This is a genomic window from Streptomyces sp. NPDC058773 (assembly GCF_042746015.1).
Lineage (GTDB): Bacteria > Actinomycetota > Actinomycetes > Streptomycetales > Streptomycetaceae > Streptomyces.
The window spans coordinates 1-13,160 of sequence record NZ_JBHYPE010000009.1 but is presented as its reverse complement, the minus strand read 5'-3'; the positions used below and the strand labels follow the sequence as shown (position 1 = coordinate 13,160).

At 70.0% G+C, this 13,160-nt stretch carries 16 protein-coding genes and 2 pseudogenes; 9 read left to right on the top strand and 9 right to left on the bottom strand.

What is annotated here, in order from left to right:
- Nucleotides 1-32: 32 nt before the first annotated feature.
- From ACFW5B_RS10620 to ACFW5B_RS10610, 3 genes and pseudogenes are all read right to left on the bottom strand, one after another.
- Entirely contained in the window at nucleotides 33-407 is a 375-nt protein-coding gene (locus ACFW5B_RS10620) for a hypothetical protein (RefSeq protein WP_386436391.1), read from the bottom strand.
- Nucleotides 408-654: 247 nt separating this feature from the next.
- Nucleotides 655-1,533, bottom strand: coding sequence for a LysR family transcriptional regulator (locus ACFW5B_RS10615; RefSeq protein WP_386436388.1), 879 nt, complete (start codon nucleotides 1,531-1,533; stop codon nucleotides 655-657).
- Nucleotides 1,534-1,766: 233 nt separating this feature from the next.
- Nucleotides 1,767-2,207 (bottom strand): annotated as a pseudogene (locus ACFW5B_RS10610) (aldehyde dehydrogenase); the annotation flags it as partial.
- A gap of 14 nt (nucleotides 2,208-2,221) precedes the next feature.
- Between ACFW5B_RS10610 and ACFW5B_RS10605 the strand changes: the two are divergent.
- Entirely contained in the window at nucleotides 2,222-2,413 is a 192-nt protein-coding gene (locus ACFW5B_RS10605) for a hypothetical protein (RefSeq protein WP_386436385.1), read from the top strand.
- Nucleotides 2,414-2,461: 48 nt separating this feature from the next.
- Here ACFW5B_RS10605 and ACFW5B_RS10600 read toward each other — a convergent pair whose 3' ends face one another.
- Nucleotides 2,462-3,700 carry a PP2C family protein-serine/threonine phosphatase gene (locus tag ACFW5B_RS10600; protein ID WP_386436869.1) on the bottom strand — a complete coding sequence of 413 codons (1,239 nt, stop codon included), beginning with the start codon at nucleotides 3,698-3,700 and terminating at the stop codon, nucleotides 2,462-2,464.
- A gap of 275 nt (nucleotides 3,701-3,975) precedes the next feature.
- Here ACFW5B_RS10600 and ACFW5B_RS10595 point away from each other — a divergent pair, with 275 nt between their 5' ends.
- A complete protein-coding gene (locus tag ACFW5B_RS10595) occupies nucleotides 3,976-4,302 on the top strand; it encodes a plasmid stabilization protein (RefSeq protein WP_386436382.1) in 327 nt (108 codons plus the stop codon).
- Nucleotides 4,303-4,510: 208 nt separating this feature from the next.
- On the top strand, nucleotides 4,511-4,816 hold the full coding sequence (locus ACFW5B_RS10590; protein WP_386436379.1) for a hypothetical protein: 306 nt from the start codon (nucleotides 4,511-4,513) through the stop codon (nucleotides 4,814-4,816).
- Between the two features lie 169 nt (nucleotides 4,817-4,985).
- On the opposite strand, the gene ACFW5B_RS10585 is transcribed toward ACFW5B_RS10590, so the two are convergent.
- Together ACFW5B_RS10585 and ACFW5B_RS10580 are read right to left on the bottom strand one after the other, a co-directional pair.
- Entirely contained in the window at nucleotides 4,986-5,111 is a 126-nt protein-coding gene (locus ACFW5B_RS10585) for a hypothetical protein (RefSeq protein WP_386436376.1), read from the bottom strand.
- Between the two features lie 217 nt (nucleotides 5,112-5,328).
- A complete protein-coding gene (locus ACFW5B_RS10580) occupies nucleotides 5,329-6,408 on the bottom strand; it encodes an NUDIX domain-containing protein (protein ID WP_386436373.1) in 1,080 nt (359 codons plus the stop codon).
- A 54-nt stretch (nucleotides 6,409-6,462) separates the two neighbouring features.
- On the opposite strand from ACFW5B_RS10580, the gene ACFW5B_RS10575 reads away from it, so the two are divergent.
- The 6 genes from ACFW5B_RS10575 (at nucleotide 6,463) to ACFW5B_RS10550 (ending at nucleotide 10,078) form a co-directional block, all read left to right on the top strand.
- Entirely contained in the window at nucleotides 6,463-6,729 is a 267-nt protein-coding gene (locus ACFW5B_RS10575) for a hypothetical protein (protein WP_386436370.1), read from the top strand.
- 62 nt (nucleotides 6,730-6,791) lie between these two features.
- Nucleotides 6,792-7,517, top strand: coding sequence for a nucleotidyltransferase domain-containing protein (locus tag ACFW5B_RS10570; RefSeq protein ID WP_386436367.1), 726 nt, complete (start codon nucleotides 6,792-6,794; stop codon nucleotides 7,515-7,517).
- 239 nt (nucleotides 7,518-7,756) lie between these two features.
- Nucleotides 7,757-8,218 (top strand): hypothetical protein, encoded by a 462-nt coding sequence (locus tag ACFW5B_RS10565; RefSeq protein ID WP_386436364.1) that lies wholly within the window; start codon nucleotides 7,757-7,759, stop codon nucleotides 8,216-8,218.
- A 69-nt stretch (nucleotides 8,219-8,287) separates the two neighbouring features.
- Nucleotides 8,288-9,166, top strand: coding sequence for a hypothetical protein (locus ACFW5B_RS10560; RefSeq protein WP_386436361.1), 879 nt, complete (start codon nucleotides 8,288-8,290; stop codon nucleotides 9,164-9,166).
- Nucleotides 9,167-9,304: 138 nt separating this feature from the next.
- A complete protein-coding gene (locus tag ACFW5B_RS10555; protein WP_386436358.1) occupies nucleotides 9,305-9,463 on the top strand; it encodes a hypothetical protein in 159 nt (52 codons plus the stop codon).
- Between the two features lie 378 nt (nucleotides 9,464-9,841).
- Nucleotides 9,842-10,078: a hypothetical protein gene (locus ACFW5B_RS10550; RefSeq protein WP_386436355.1), complete on the top strand. Its 237-nt coding sequence runs from the start codon at nucleotides 9,842-9,844 to the stop codon at nucleotides 10,076-10,078.
- 127 nt (nucleotides 10,079-10,205) lie between these two features.
- On the opposite strand, the gene ACFW5B_RS10545 is transcribed toward ACFW5B_RS10550, so the two are convergent.
- From ACFW5B_RS10545 to ACFW5B_RS10535, 3 genes and pseudogenes are all read right to left on the bottom strand, one after another.
- Nucleotides 10,206-10,892 (bottom strand): response regulator, encoded by a 687-nt coding sequence (locus ACFW5B_RS10545; protein WP_386436352.1) that lies wholly within the window; start codon nucleotides 10,890-10,892, stop codon nucleotides 10,206-10,208.
- Nucleotides 10,885-12,585 (bottom strand): sensor histidine kinase, encoded by a 1,701-nt coding sequence (locus tag ACFW5B_RS10540; protein ID WP_386436349.1) that lies wholly within the window; start codon nucleotides 12,583-12,585, stop codon nucleotides 10,885-10,887. Before ACFW5B_RS10540 ends, ACFW5B_RS10545 begins: the two co-directional genes overlap by 8 nt.
- Before the next feature lie 98 nt (nucleotides 12,586-12,683).
- Nucleotides 12,684-13,160 (bottom strand): annotated as a pseudogene (locus ACFW5B_RS10535) (hypothetical protein); the annotation flags it as partial.

Genomic DNA, 13,160 nt, shown 5'->3' with positions numbered 1-13,160 from the left:
GGAGTTGTGTGCAGAATCCGAAGCCGTCGGGTTCAGCACCCGGTTTCCAGGAGCTTCGCGTTGAAGGCCGTCCCGCTCACCTCGACACAGCGGTCCTTGTCGGTGTTCAAGGCGATGCTGTCCGCCGGGGATTCCCAGGGGAACGTCTTCAGGTCGATCACGACCTGCGTGGTGTTCGGCGGGATTCCCACGTTGAGCTGGTCGCCCATCGGGCGGGAGATGTTGCAGTAGTTCTTGTCCTCGGCACCTATGAACGTGTAGCAGGTGGTCGCGGCGATGGCGGCGTTCTGCTTGATCTGTACATGAGTACCCGACGCCGCGGATGCAGTGCTGGCGAACACTCCCATCGGCAGACACGCACCGGCCAGTGTGGCCAGGCCGAGCAGGGCTATGCTGCGCTTCTTCATACGAAGCGGTCCTTTCTGGGAACTTACAGCGAAGGAGAACTGTCCATCTGCCCAACCGCTTCCGGGACGCCCTCATTCTTGGCGGCTCGGTGACGGTGTGACAGGTCCCATTGTTTGCGGCAGGTCTCCTGGCCGAGAACCCCCGTTTTGGCTATGGAGAGCGATAGCCAAAGTCAGGATGCGTCGCCCCGGCATCCTGAATCATCGTCATCGGAGTGACGTGGACACGTAATAGGAGGGCGCCGGATCAGGGATTCGGTAATTCCTCGAGGCTGAAGAGGAGCTCGGTGAACGCCTCTTCCACGGAAGAGAATGGCCGACCGGCACAGTGGGCCATCACGATGCGGTGAGAGGGGAGCGGTGGAACGAGGTCGACCAGCGCGAGTCGCCCGTCCTGCACCTCCTGGGCCACGCAGTGCCAGGACAGGAGAGCCGCTCCCAGCCCATTGGACACCGCGAGCTTGAGCGCTTCGTTTCCCCACACCTCCGCCTGGTCCGCCGGCTGGACAGTCCAGCGGGCCAGGGCGGCGTCCTGGAGGTGGCGGGTCACGGAGCCGCTCTCCCGTAACAGCAGGCGCTCCGCCGCCACGTCGTTCACCGTGGCGCGACGGCCGGCCAACGGATGTCCGCTGCGCACGGCGAGGACGAGCCGTTCGGACAGCACGGGCTCAACGACGAGCCCCGGCACATTCGGCTCGGTATCACACAGTGCCAAGCCGACCGCACCATCGAGGAGTTGCTGCGTCACCTGCTCCGTGCTGCCGGAGCGGATGTCCCACCGGAGGGCGGGAATGCGACGGGAAAGACGGGCGAGAACGGCCGGGAGCAGAGAGGAGGCCGCATCGTCGGTGGTGGCCACCACCAGCCGCGGCGTGGTGGACGCCGGCGTCAACTGCACGGCGGCCAACGCTTCCTCGGCGAGAGGCAGGAGTTGTCGGGCGTACGACAGGAAAACCTCACCCTGGGCGGTGAGCCGGACACGCGCACCGGACCGGTCGACGAGCGTGGCCTGCAGCGAGGATTCCAGGCGTCGCACCTGGTTGGAGACCGACGGCTGACTCATATACAACTTCCGCGCGGCGGCGGAGAATCCCCCGCACTCCACCACCGCGAGGAAGATCTGCACACGTCGAAGGCAGAGCGCATTCATGTCTCGGCCTTCCTTCGGCCCGCAAGGAGGGGCGCCCGGAGTGCACAGGAGAGTAGACATCGGCCACGGATGGATGCCTGCGTGGTCATGCGGTCATGCTTGGATCCCTATGTCATGGTCTATCCCCCGGAACATGATGAGAACGTAACGGAGCGCCGAAAAGCCCTGCTCCCGCACCACTTGGCCGATGCGATCACCCGCGCGTTCCACGGATGCAGCACGACCTTTGTGTAGCCCTCGATGCGCTTGTCGAACTTGTCGTAGGCCGAGGGAGCTCGATCCAGGGGCAGATCATGCGAGACGACGAAGCCCGGCTTGGCCCGGCCCTCGATGATCATGTCGCGCAGGAACCGGTTATCACGCTTCACATTGCACTGCCCCGTACCCATCCGCAGGCCCTTTTCGAAGAGCTTGCCGATCGAGACGAGCAGCATGCCGTGCTTCGACTGCTCATCCGGCCCGCCCGGGTCCGCCGGAACGCACAGTCCCGGTACGCCGGGCGCACCCGTGGCCCGGACCGTGTCGACCAGTGAGTTCAGCACGGTCGCCGGTTCCTCGTGTGCCGCGTCGTGCGCCATCGCCTGGTAGCCGACGGCGTCCACGCCCTGGTCCGTGCCGACGCCCTCCGTCTGGTCCTTGATCTGCTGCAAGAGGAGGGCGGCACATGGCAGCACAGCGACTCGGGACCTTGCTCGTCCCCGTGCCCGGCCTGTCCGGCACCACGTATCCGCCCGGCACCACGGTGACTGTCCGTGGCCGCGGTGCGACCGTCGAGGCCTTCGTGAACGGCGACTGGCTCCCCCTGTCGTGGTGGGAGTTCTCCGACGGCCTCCGTGAGGACATCGCCGACCGCTGACCTGGTGCGCCTCCCGGGGCCGGGCGCTCACGGAACGGCGAGCCGCCGTCACAACCGCGTGATGATCAAGGCGATGTCATCGCGGGCGCCACCGGTGAGCCCGAGGTGGGCGAGCAGGGCATCGGCCAGGCGTTCCGGGCTCAGCGCCCGGAAGCTGCTGAGGGCCTCGGTCAGCCGGGCGAGACCGGTGTCGATGTCCTCGTCGCGGCGTTCGATCAGCCCGTCGGTGTACAGCACGAGGGTGTCCCCGGGGCTGTAGGCCACCCCGGCCTGCGGGCGGGGCACGTGCTGCGGCCGGGCGCCCAGCGGCGGATCGGTGGCCTGGTTCAGCAGCTCATGACTGCCGTCAGCGTGCACCAGGACCGGAGGCGGATGGCCCGCGTTGCTGTAGATGATCAGGCGGCTGCGGGGATCCACCAGCGCTTTCACGGCGGTGGTGTTCAGAGCACCCTCGACCGACCGGGCATACAGCCCCAGCACCTCCAGCGCCTGGGCGGGCCGCTCCAGGGCGCGGATCGCGGCGCTCAGGGCGCTGCGCAGCATCCCCATGGCCGCGGCGGCCTCCAGCCCGTGTCCGACGACATCACCGACCGCCACGGCGAAGCGGCCGTCGGGCAGATCGACCATGTCGTACCAGTCACCGCACACGTTCAGCGAGCCGGCGGCCGGCAGGTAGCGCACCGCGACATCCCTGTGCCGGGCCAGATCGGGTGACTGCAGCATGGCCTCCTGCAGCGTGACCGCCACCTGACGCTCACGGGTGTGGGCCTGGCGCAGCTCCTCGTTCAGCCGCTGCAGCTCGCGCGCCCTGGCGTACAGCTCGGCCTCCAGGGCCTCGCGCTCGGTGAGCTGCCCGGTCGGCGGCTGGTCGCGTCCGGCGCGGGACTGGACGAACGCGGTCACGTCCTCGACCCGGTGAATGATCCACGCCACCGTCCCGTCCGGCCCGACGATCGGCGTATTGACCGGGGACCACCAGCGCTCCTCGAACGCCCCGGGCCGGCCCATGACCGGGATGTCGTACTTCTGCAGAGCCATCGTGTCGGGCTCCCGCAAGGCCAGGACCCGGTGCAGCGAGGCGTTGAGGTTCCGTACGCCGTCGGCGTCGGGGTCGGCGGGGTTGTCCGGGAAAGCATCGAAGACATGCCGTCCGATCAGGTCTTTTCTGGTCCGCCGGGTCGCGTCCAGATAGGCCTGGTTGACCTCCACGATCACCAGGTCCGGTCCCAGCACCAGGTAAGGGCTCGGCGTCGCGGCGAACAGTGCCGCGTAATCGATCCCTGACAGCGCCCTCGCCTCCCTCCGTTTCGCCGGGCCACCGGCTCCGCTTCCTCACGCTACGGTCCGCCCGCCGCACCCGCCCGCCCACGACAGCGCGCGGCGGCGCCCCACCGCCTCCACCATTCGGACGCACCGTCGCTGCCTGGTCGGCGCTCCCGTGTCGCGCACGGGGCCCATTGGGAGTGGAGTGAGAGAGGCACAGCCGCCGCCCGTGGAGGCGCCCGGCTGTGGGTACCCGACATTCAGCACGCAAGACGCCCACTCGATCAAGGAGCGGCAGCATGCCGGCAGGTTCGGACAAGAAGCGTGAGCGGCAGTACGAGCACATCAAGCAGAACGCGCTGGAGCACGGTGTCTCGGAGCGGCGTGCCAAGGAGATCGCCGCGCGCACGGTCAACAAGGAACGCGCCCGCTCCGGCGAGGCGAAGTCCGCCGGCAAGGTCTCCCTCCGCGACCCCGAATCCGCCCCTCAGCGCGGCGGCGAGCGCTCCCACAGCGGCCCGCAGGGCCCCACGAAGGACCAGCTCTACGAGGAGGCCCGGCGGAAGAACATCGACGGCCGCTCCCAGATGACCAAGGAGGAGCTGCGCAAGGCTCTCGGTCGCTAAGGGAACACGGGACAGCCCTGAGGGGGCCGAAAAGCAATTTCGCCCTCATTCAACGTGCCCTACAGTGCCGTCCGAGCCGACTCCTTGAGGGTCGGTGAGGTGCCAGGTACTGCGGACAAGCGAAGGAGCGTGTGGCCATGAAGTTCCGAACTTAGCCGCCCGCCCGGAAGGTCCGGGGAGCCCGGGCGGCGGTTCCAGAAGGAACGAGATGTCCCGTACGGACAAGACGAAGCCCCTGTGGGTGCGCCACGCGGAGCACAGCCCCCGCGCGATCCACGATCACCGCTACGGTCCCTGCGACCTGCCGCCGCACCCGACGCAGGAGGCCCCGGAGACCCGCTGCCGGTGGGAAGACCCCAGCATGCTCCTGTTCGGCGGCACCTGCTGCGCCGGCTGCCAGGTGCGCGCCTGCATCAAGGAACGGCAGCGGATGATCAGGGAAGACAACCGCAAGCAGCGCTACGCGGGCCGGCGCGAGGCACGCCGCTTCGCCACCGGCGAAGTCAGCGACTGACGCCGCGCGTCATCCAGCCCGGGACCTGAACCGACCCTGAGCCCCGGCTCCTTGAGCCGTGTCCCCCGGTCCGAACCGAGGGACACGGCCCCGTCCGCCTGATGCGCCGGTGGACGGAACGCACGGGTCACGGAGTTCGCACCTCGGACCTCGGATCACGAGCCTCGGATCACGAGCCCTTGGACCACGACCCCCACAACGGCAGGATTCCGCTGATGATGTCCCAGGCCGGGTCAGCGATGCCGGCCGCTCCGGTGAGGGCGGTGCGGAGCGGTGAGGCGGTTCCTCTCGGCATCGGGGTCGGGATCGGGGGGCGCGGGGACGGCGAGGTCGCCGACGACCTGAACGACGGTTCGTGCCGCCCGTTCCCGGTCCCCAACTCCGCTTGGTACCCCGGCATTTCGGCCCGGCACTCCTCGCGTCGCCGCCGGGCTTCGGCGACCGTCTCGTGCCACACTCACCGGCCGGCGCAGTGGGTGGGCTCCGCTGGGCCGGACTTCCGGCCGTGTCCGTCAGCTGAGTGGATACCGATGGACAGGCGGCAAGCCGGGCAGCAGGCCGGGCCAGACGGTATCGAGGACATGGGCGCTGGGCGTGAACAGGTCGGCCGTCAGCGTCGGGAGGTCGGTGATGTCGTGCCACTCCCAGCGGTGGATCAGGTGCGGCTCCCGAACAGCCGGTTCGCCGCGGTAGTTGACGACGCGCACAGCGGCGGTCACACGGGGCATGCCGTCCACGGCGTCCATCAGGATCGCCGGCAGCCGCGCATCGGCTTCCCTCGCCCGCAGGCCGGTTTCCTCCTCGAGTTCGCGTACGGCGGCCGCGACGAACGATTCGTCGCCGTCGTTCTTGCCGCCGGGCAACTCCCACGTCCCCTTCAGAGAGCGGCCCAGCAGCACACGGCCCGCGTCATCGGTCACCACGACGCCCGCACCGGTCAAGGCGTGCGGGGACGGGCGTCCCTTGCCGTGGTAGGCCACCGGGGCCGGAGCGGGGTCGCGGAGCACGATGAACGCCAGCCCTGCGGCGTCACGCCGTTCGACCGTCTGCCAGCCGCCGGTCAGCAGGGTGATCTCCTCCTCGTCGAGCGCGATAGGACGACGGTCGGCCGGCACCGCCGTCGCGACCGGGGTGATGACCACGACCGCGCCGCCGGGGCTCAGCCGCTCGCGCAGCCGGCACATGATCCGGGTGCGGTCGCCGATGAAGGCGTAGCTCAGCCGGAAGGCGACCAGGTCGTACGAGGAGCGCAGCCCGGCGAGGGAGTCCCGCTCGATGTCGCACTGCAGGTATCGCACGGTGCCCGATGCCGATGCCGATGTCTGTGTCTCTGTCTGTGTCTGTGTCGAGGGCGTCTGCCCGGCGATGGCGAGGGCCGTGGCCGCGTAGTCGACGGCGTCGACGGTGTAGCCAGTGGCCGCGAGGTGGCGGGCGAGTTCGCCCGGTCCGCAGCCCAGGTCCAGGGCGTGGCCGCCGCCGGGCGGTGCGGGTACGAGTTCCCGGAGCAGGGCGCGTTCGGCGTCGTCGAGGGGCCGGAAGGAGCGGCCTTCTCCGTAATGGGCGTCCCAGGCGTCCTGCGTGACGTGTCCCATCGGGAACCGCCTTTCCGTGAAGTGGGGGAGTGGAGCCGACCGGACGAGGTGGGCGTGTCCAACGGATGGTGTCACTCGGGCGTCGACGGACGGGGTACGAGGCGGCCCCTGACCGAGCACCAGTCGGGCGAGTACCTCGATCAACTGGCGATCATGGAGTTCATGGACCATCTCGATCCCGACCCCGCTGACGATGCGCGCCGCTTCTACCTGGTCGACTATGTGCACCTCAGCGATGCCAACTTCGAGAACTACTACGTCTTCGCCACACCGGAACAGGCCACCGTATTGGAAAAGGAACTCGGCCTGGATCTGCGCTGAGCGGTGAGGGCGTGCAGGCAGAGCATGGCTCGCCCCGCCGGGGGCTGGCACGATGACTGTCCATGACCAATCCGCCGTCACTGGAAGCCGAGGCTCTGCGCCTGGTCGCGAGCCGCTACCCGCACGCTCTGGGCGCGACACTCGGCGGCTCGGCCGCCCAGGGCCGCGCGACGCCGAGCAGCGATCTGGATGTGGCCGTCCTGCTTCCGGACTCGGACACCAGCCGCCGTGAGGTGATTCGCCACGAGGGCCGGCCGGCCGAGATGTTCTTGCACACCGTTGCTGACCTCCCGGAGTTCTTCGCATGGGACAGAGCCCGCCGCCGGGGCACCGTCCTCTTCCTCTACGACCAGGGCGTGACCCTGATGGATCCGCACGGCCATGTGTCCCGCGCCCGCGCACAGGCGCGAGCGGTCCTCGCGTCCGGCCCGCCCCCGCTCACCCCGGCCGAGTGGGAACGAGGCCGCTACCTCCTCACCTGCTTCATGGACGATCTGATCGACACTCAGCCCGCCGACCGTTACGAACAGCTCTCCCTCGCCGACTCCACCCTGCGCGAGGCCGCGCATCTGCTGACCGCTCACCACAGTGCCTGGACCGGCATCGGCAGATGGCTGCCCCGCAGACTGCTCAGCGCGGACCCGGAACGCGGCAAGGCCCTGCTGGACGGCCATCAAGTAGTGGCCGAACGCGGCGATCCCGCTCCCCTGGCAGCCGCGGTCGGGCAACTGCTCGACCTGCTCGGCGGCCCACTGCGCGAGGGGTACACCCAGTACTGGGGCGAGTGACCCGGACTGATGGCACGAGGCCGGGCCGGGCGAGCCTCACGCCCGCCTCATCTGCATGTACCCGCATCCGTGACCGCCGCGCTTTCGAACCTTTTCGAATCCTGTGTACCTGCTGTGCCACAAGTGCTTGAATCGACTCCGACGCCGGGCAGTGCCCGGGGGAGGAGGGGGCGTTCCGTGACCGGGAAGGCTCCCCGCCCAGGTCGGCAACACCGTTGATTCAAGGGGGAGAAGAACATATGAAGCGCAACATCGTGCGGACGGTGACCGCGGCCGCACTGAGCACGACGGGACTGATCGGCATCGGCGCAGCCACCGCGGGCGCCACCAGCACGGGTGCCACGACCACTCCGGCGTCGACGAGCGCAGCGGCGGCTGACTCCGCCGCCCACGCCGAAGTGGGCATCAACGCCGCCAAGTTCTATTTCTTCAAGGACGACGACCGGCACGGCGGATACGCCTATGTCACCGGCTCCGACCGCGACCTGCGGAACAACCGCTGGCTGAGCGGACCGCACAAGGGCCGCACGATCGACAACGGCACCAGCTCGGTCAACAACACCACGTCCCACTTCGTGGTGCTGAGCGACCACCCCGGCAGCTGCGTCGGGCCGCACTACTACTCCAATGCCCACAGCTCCGACAACGACCTGTCGAACAACGGCTTCGACAACAGGGCCAGCTGCGTGACGTTCCGGTAGCAGAGCAGTGTGGTGGGGCGTCCGGCAGCGGCCGCCCCACCGCCGCCGCAGTGCGTAGTGAGGCCCCCCATGCCCTTCCGTCATATCGCCGCCGTTCTGGCTCTGCTGGCCCTGGTCACCGGGTGTTCGTCCGGGGTGGTGCCGTCCGCGCCGCGGCACAGCGCGCGGATTCCCGCCGTGCCGCCGGCTTCCGCAGAAGTACGCCGCCTGGTCCTGCCGTTCGACACCTACGCGCTGTCCGGCCCCGATGTCCACATCATCGAAGCGGCCGAAGACGTCCTGATCCGCGGCTGTATGCGGGCCAAGGGGCAGGGATGGATCGCGCTGCCGCAACCTGGCGCCGTCGACCCGGACCCGCCACAACGACGCCGCTACGGGGTGATCGAACCGGATGTCGCCCGCCGGTTCGGATACCACCTGCCGCCCGCCACGCCGGAAACCGCTCGACGGGACAAGATCTGGCGGGCCCGGGAGAGGATGCCCCGTGCCGCGCAGCTCGCCGCGTACGGCAAGGACGGCGTCAGCGGATGCTGGAAGAAGGCCCATGCTCAGCTGCTGCGCGGCGTACCGAAGGTCAGCACGGCGTTGTTCAACCGGCGCATCCGCGACGAATTCACGGCATCCCAGCAGGATCGCGAGGTGCGATCCGCCGTCCGCTCCTGGAGTGCCTGCATGAGGCGCAGCGGACATCGCTACGCGGATCCGCTCGCCGCCGCCGGCGAGGACCGCTGGACGAAGTCCCCCCGGCCTTCCCGCCATGAAATCGCGGCGGCACAGGCGGACGTGCGGTGCAAGAAGGAGACCCGTCTCGTGTCCGTCTGGGGCACGGCGGAGTCCCGGCTGCAAGACGGAGTGGTGCGCAGCCACGCCGCGGAGTTCCGCCAGCTCGCCGCCCAGAAGACCAGCTGGCTCAAGGCCGCCCGCCGAGTCATCCGCGGCGGCCCCTGAGCGCAGCCGCTCCGCCCGCGGAACCTCGTCTCACTCCCTTCCCACCGCTCGACGAGCGGTGCGTGCAGACGGCCCTGGTCCCGTTGTCAGTGGTCGCTGTCATCACGCTCGGCAACAGCGAAAGCACGGGAGCACAGCATGGTGGAGCAGGCCGTAAGACCCGTGGTCGAGGCGATCGTCGCGCATGCGCCGACCGGCTGGACGCACGCCGTGCTGCACGGCCGGGCAGCCCGCCTCGGCCTCGACACGGAGAAGGCCCTGCGCGTCACCGGGACCGTCACGGCCGCCGACGGGTGAGGGCGGCAAGCGGCGGGTGACAGGTGACAGGTGACGGACGTGGCCCCGGAGCCACCGCCGGGTCGCTGTGGCTCTCCACACCCGCGGCGCCGTACGCGTGGGTAGCCGCGCCCTGCCCGCTGTCGGCATCACGGTCCGTGTCCACCCTCCCGACACCGTGAACCGGCCGTGACGTGGGGGATCACTCGGCGGCGCGTATCTTTTCCCCAGGCCACCGGCGACCGAACGCGGTCCGACACCGGTTCACCCGACCGGCCCTTCCGCGATGGCCCAGCTGAGTGCCCCGGTGTTCCATGAGCAACGGAGGGAACCGTTCCCACGGCGCTGGAGGCGGATAGTTCCTGCCGTCCAGCCCCCACCAGTATCAGGGAGAGGCCCATGTACGAGATGCGCGCCGGCCCCTCGACGACCGGCAGCTCAGGACAGGTGTGGCACGTCATGGCCAAGCACGATGCCCGTTCCACACTGTGTGGCCGCAAGCTGGCAACCCACGGCCCCCGGCCGTCGGACCAGGAGGACGACCCCACGGCACGCTATTGCTCGCCGTGCATGAACACTTTCCGCGATCTTCTGGACGCCAATAGCGCCCCGGCTCCGGAACACAAGCCGGCCTGATCGACCTGCCCGAGCCCGGGGAAGACAGCTGTGTCTCCCCCGGGCTCAAGGGCGTCCATGGAGGTCCGCGCGGGCCTCAACTCCTCCTCGTGGGCCGGGAGTCAGCCCATCGGTCCGGCAAGGCGCGTCAGTCCATCAGTCCGGCCTGATGCGCCAGCAGCGCGGCCTGTACCCGGCTGCCGCACCCCGTCTTGCCCAGGATTGACCCGACATGGGTCTTGACCGTCCCCACCCCGATGCCGAGCCGTTCGCCGATCTCCAGGTTCGACAGCCCCTCGCCGAGCATGGCCAGCACGTCCCGCTCCCGGTCCGTCAGCCCCACCACCCTGCGGTCCGGGACGGCAGGCCCGCCGCCGCTGAGCATCTGCCGGATGACGGCCCCGGTGACGCCGGGGGAGAGCACCGCGTCCCCCGCGGCCGCGGCCCGTACCGCGCGGATCAGCTCCTGTGGCCCCTCGTCCTTGAGGAGGAAGCCGGTGGCGCCCGCACGCAGGGCGCGGGTGACGTTCTCCTCGTCGCCGAAGGTGGTGAGCATGACGACCTGCGGCTTGGGCGCCAGGGCGATGAGCGGTTCGATGGCCGACAGCCCGTCGAGTACGGGCATACGGACGTCGAGCAGCACCACGTCGGGCCGGCTTTCGGCGGCGAGCCGGACGGCCTCCTCGCCGTTGCCCGCCTCGCCCACCACCTCGATGCCGTCGGCGTGCCGGAGGATCAGCAGGATGGCGTGGCGGATGAGCTCCTCGTCATCGACGAGCAGCACCCGGATCGTGGAACTCGCCCCGAGGCGGCGGGAGTTGGTGTGGTCAGTCATGTTTCCTGCTCTCGCGGGGCGGTTCGGTCACCAGGGGGACCGTGAATCGGTTGATCGCGATCAGAATGTCGGCGCGGAAGCAGTAACGGACGATCTCCAGCCGTCCGCCCTCCGGCTTCCCGCCCGGATACGGATACATGCAGTCCGTGGTGGCAGCCGGTCGCGGCGGTTCGCGACCGGCTGCGGCCGCGCGGGCCCCGTCGTCGTCCGGTGCCACGGCGCGCTCCACCTGCTGTCTGGTCATCCCCAGCCGGGGCGGTTCGCGGCGCTCGTACGCGATCTCATAGCGTGAGTGGTTCACCATCGCGACCCCGAGCAGCATCATCACGCTCACACCGGCCAGGCCGAGCAGCCCGGTCACGGCGACGGACAGGCCCCGCTGGAGGGCGGAGAGCCCGCGGCGGGGCTGCTCGATGGCGGCGCCCGGCCGCTCCTCCGCCGGCCCGGCCCCGGTCATCTCCCCGCCGGCCCCGGGGGCAGCGGGAATGTCGGCCGCCACGGCGAAGCCGCCACCAGGTGTCCCTGCCGCCTCCAGCGAGCCGCCGAGCAGCGCCACCCGCTCCCGCAGCCCGGCCAGCCCGCGCCCGGAGCCGAGCCCCGTCGCGGCGGCCGGCCGGGTGGGCGGAACGCCGTTGCGGACCTGGACCGCGACCTGCTCGTCGGTGTGGCGGACGAGGACGCTCACATGGGCCCCGGCCGCGTACCGGTGGACATTGGTGAGCGATTCGAGCACCACTCGGTGCACCGCCCGCCGCACCCGGGCCGGCCGGGCATCGACATCGGGCCCCTCCCAGGTGAACTCGACGGGAATTCCGCCGCTGCGCGACTCCTCGACCAGCGCCTCGATGTCCGCGCGGGTGCCCGTCGCATCGGTCAGCGCGCCGCTGCCGCGCTCCAGCGGGCCGAGGACGCCCAGCGCCTCCCGCAGTTCCTGCATCGCGTCCCGAGTGGCCCGGCGCACCACCGCGGCCTCGTCCCGCAGTTCGGGCGCCTCCTTGCCCAGCGCCATCTCCAGCCCGCCCGCGTGCAGGGAGACCAGGCTCAGCCGGTGTCCGACGAGATCGTGCATCTCCGCGGCGATCCGGGACCGTTCGCGCAGCCGCGACTCACTGTCCGCGAGCCGCCGCGCCTCCTCGGCGGCGGCCGCCCGCTCCCGCAACGCCCGCAGCAGCCGGTCCTGCTGCCCCGCGGCCGTTCCGACCAGCCCCGGCACCACGACCGTGGTGACGGCGAGTACCGCACCCAGCGCCAGGCCGAACGGCCTGCTGCCCACCCCCAGCTCGGGTGCGAACACCGCGCCGACCAGTATCGCCAGGGCGGCCGCCCCGAGCAGCACCTCGACCCGCCGCCGTGGCGTCCCCGCCTGCCGGGCCGCGGTGTACGAGGCCACCGCGGTCAGCAGGCCCACCGAGGGCACTGCCCCCATCAGCGCGGCGAGCCCGAGAACACAGACCACCGGAAACCGGCGCCGCGCCGGCACCAGCACGATGCCGATGACGCCCAGCTCCGGCAGCGCGCCGCCCAGCCTGCCGTCGACCCCGGTCTCCGCCTTGTGGACGAGCATCACCAGCGCCCCTGCCAGCAGCGCCTCGCCCGCGGCCCGCCACCACAGCCACCGCCCTTGTTCCCCGGGCCCCGCGAAGCAGCTTCGGGTGGCGCGGTGATCGGCGGGCGGCGGGGTGCTGGGTGACATACCACGGATTATCGGGGGCCTGGAGGCGGGTTTCCCTGCTCCTTGAGGGCGAGCCGCCTCTCACCAAAGACAGAGGCCTGCCGAACCCTGCGGCGCCGTCAGCTGCGTCCGGTGAATTTCTGTCCGACGCCGAGTTGGCGGAGGTCGGTGAGGACTTTGGGGTCCTGGGCGTCGAGCCAGTCGCAGAGTTGGCGGAAGGAGACCAGGCGGACGTCTTTGTGTCTTTCGTCGGTGATGTGCTTGATGGCTTCTTCGACGGCGTCCATGTAGATGCCGCCGTTCCACTGTTCGAAGTGGTTGCCGACGAAGAAGGGGGCGCGGTTGGTGTCGTAGGCGCGCTGGAAGCCGCCGATGTAGGCGTCGGTGGCCTGCTTGCGCCAGCCGGGGTAGTTGGCGGGCGGGGCCTTGGTGGAGGCCTGTGACTGGTTGGCCATGATGTTGTAGTCCATCGAGAGGACCTCGAAGGAGTGGCCGGGGAAGGGCATCTGCTGGAGCGGGAAGTTCCAGATGCCCTGCTTCTTGTCGGGCCAGATCTGGGTGCCGCCCGAGGAGCTGGCGTCGTACCGCCAGCCGCG

Coding starts and splice junctions, on each gene's coding strand:
- ACFW5B_RS10620 (WP_386436391.1), bottom strand. CDS start 407: ATGAAGAAGCGCAGCATAGCCCTGCTCGGCCTGGCCACACTGGCCGGT.
- ACFW5B_RS10605 (WP_386436385.1), top strand. CDS start 2,222: ATGGCAGCACAGCGACTCGGGACCTTGCTCGTCCCCGTGCCCGGCCTG.
- ACFW5B_RS10595 (WP_386436382.1), top strand. CDS start 3,976: ATGCCGGCAGGTTCGGACAAGAAGCGTGAGCGGCAGTACGAGCACATC.
- ACFW5B_RS10590 (WP_386436379.1), top strand. CDS start 4,511: ATGTCCCGTACGGACAAGACGAAGCCCCTGTGGGTGCGCCACGCGGAG.
- ACFW5B_RS10585 (WP_386436376.1), bottom strand. CDS start 5,111: ATGCCGAGAGGAACCGCCTCACCGCTCCGCACCGCCCTCACCGGAGCG.
- ACFW5B_RS10580 (WP_386436373.1), bottom strand. CDS start 6,408: ATGGGACACGTCACGCAGGACGCCTGGGACGCCCATTACGGAGAAGGC.
- ACFW5B_RS10570 (WP_386436367.1), top strand. CDS start 6,792: ATGACCAATCCGCCGTCACTGGAAGCCGAGGCTCTGCGCCTGGTCGCG.
- ACFW5B_RS10565 (WP_386436364.1), top strand. CDS start 7,757: ATGAAGCGCAACATCGTGCGGACGGTGACCGCGGCCGCACTGAGCACG.
- ACFW5B_RS10560 (WP_386436361.1), top strand. CDS start 8,288: ATGCCCTTCCGTCATATCGCCGCCGTTCTGGCTCTGCTGGCCCTGGTC.
- ACFW5B_RS10555 (WP_386436358.1), top strand. CDS start 9,305: ATGGTGGAGCAGGCCGTAAGACCCGTGGTCGAGGCGATCGTCGCGCAT.
- ACFW5B_RS10550 (WP_386436355.1), top strand. CDS start 9,842: ATGTACGAGATGCGCGCCGGCCCCTCGACGACCGGCAGCTCAGGACAG.
- ACFW5B_RS10545 (WP_386436352.1), bottom strand. CDS start 10,892: ATGACTGACCACACCAACTCCCGCCGCCTCGGGGCGAGTTCCACGATC.
- ACFW5B_RS10540 (WP_386436349.1), bottom strand. CDS start 12,585: ATGTCACCCAGCACCCCGCCGCCCGCCGATCACCGCGCCACCCGAAGC.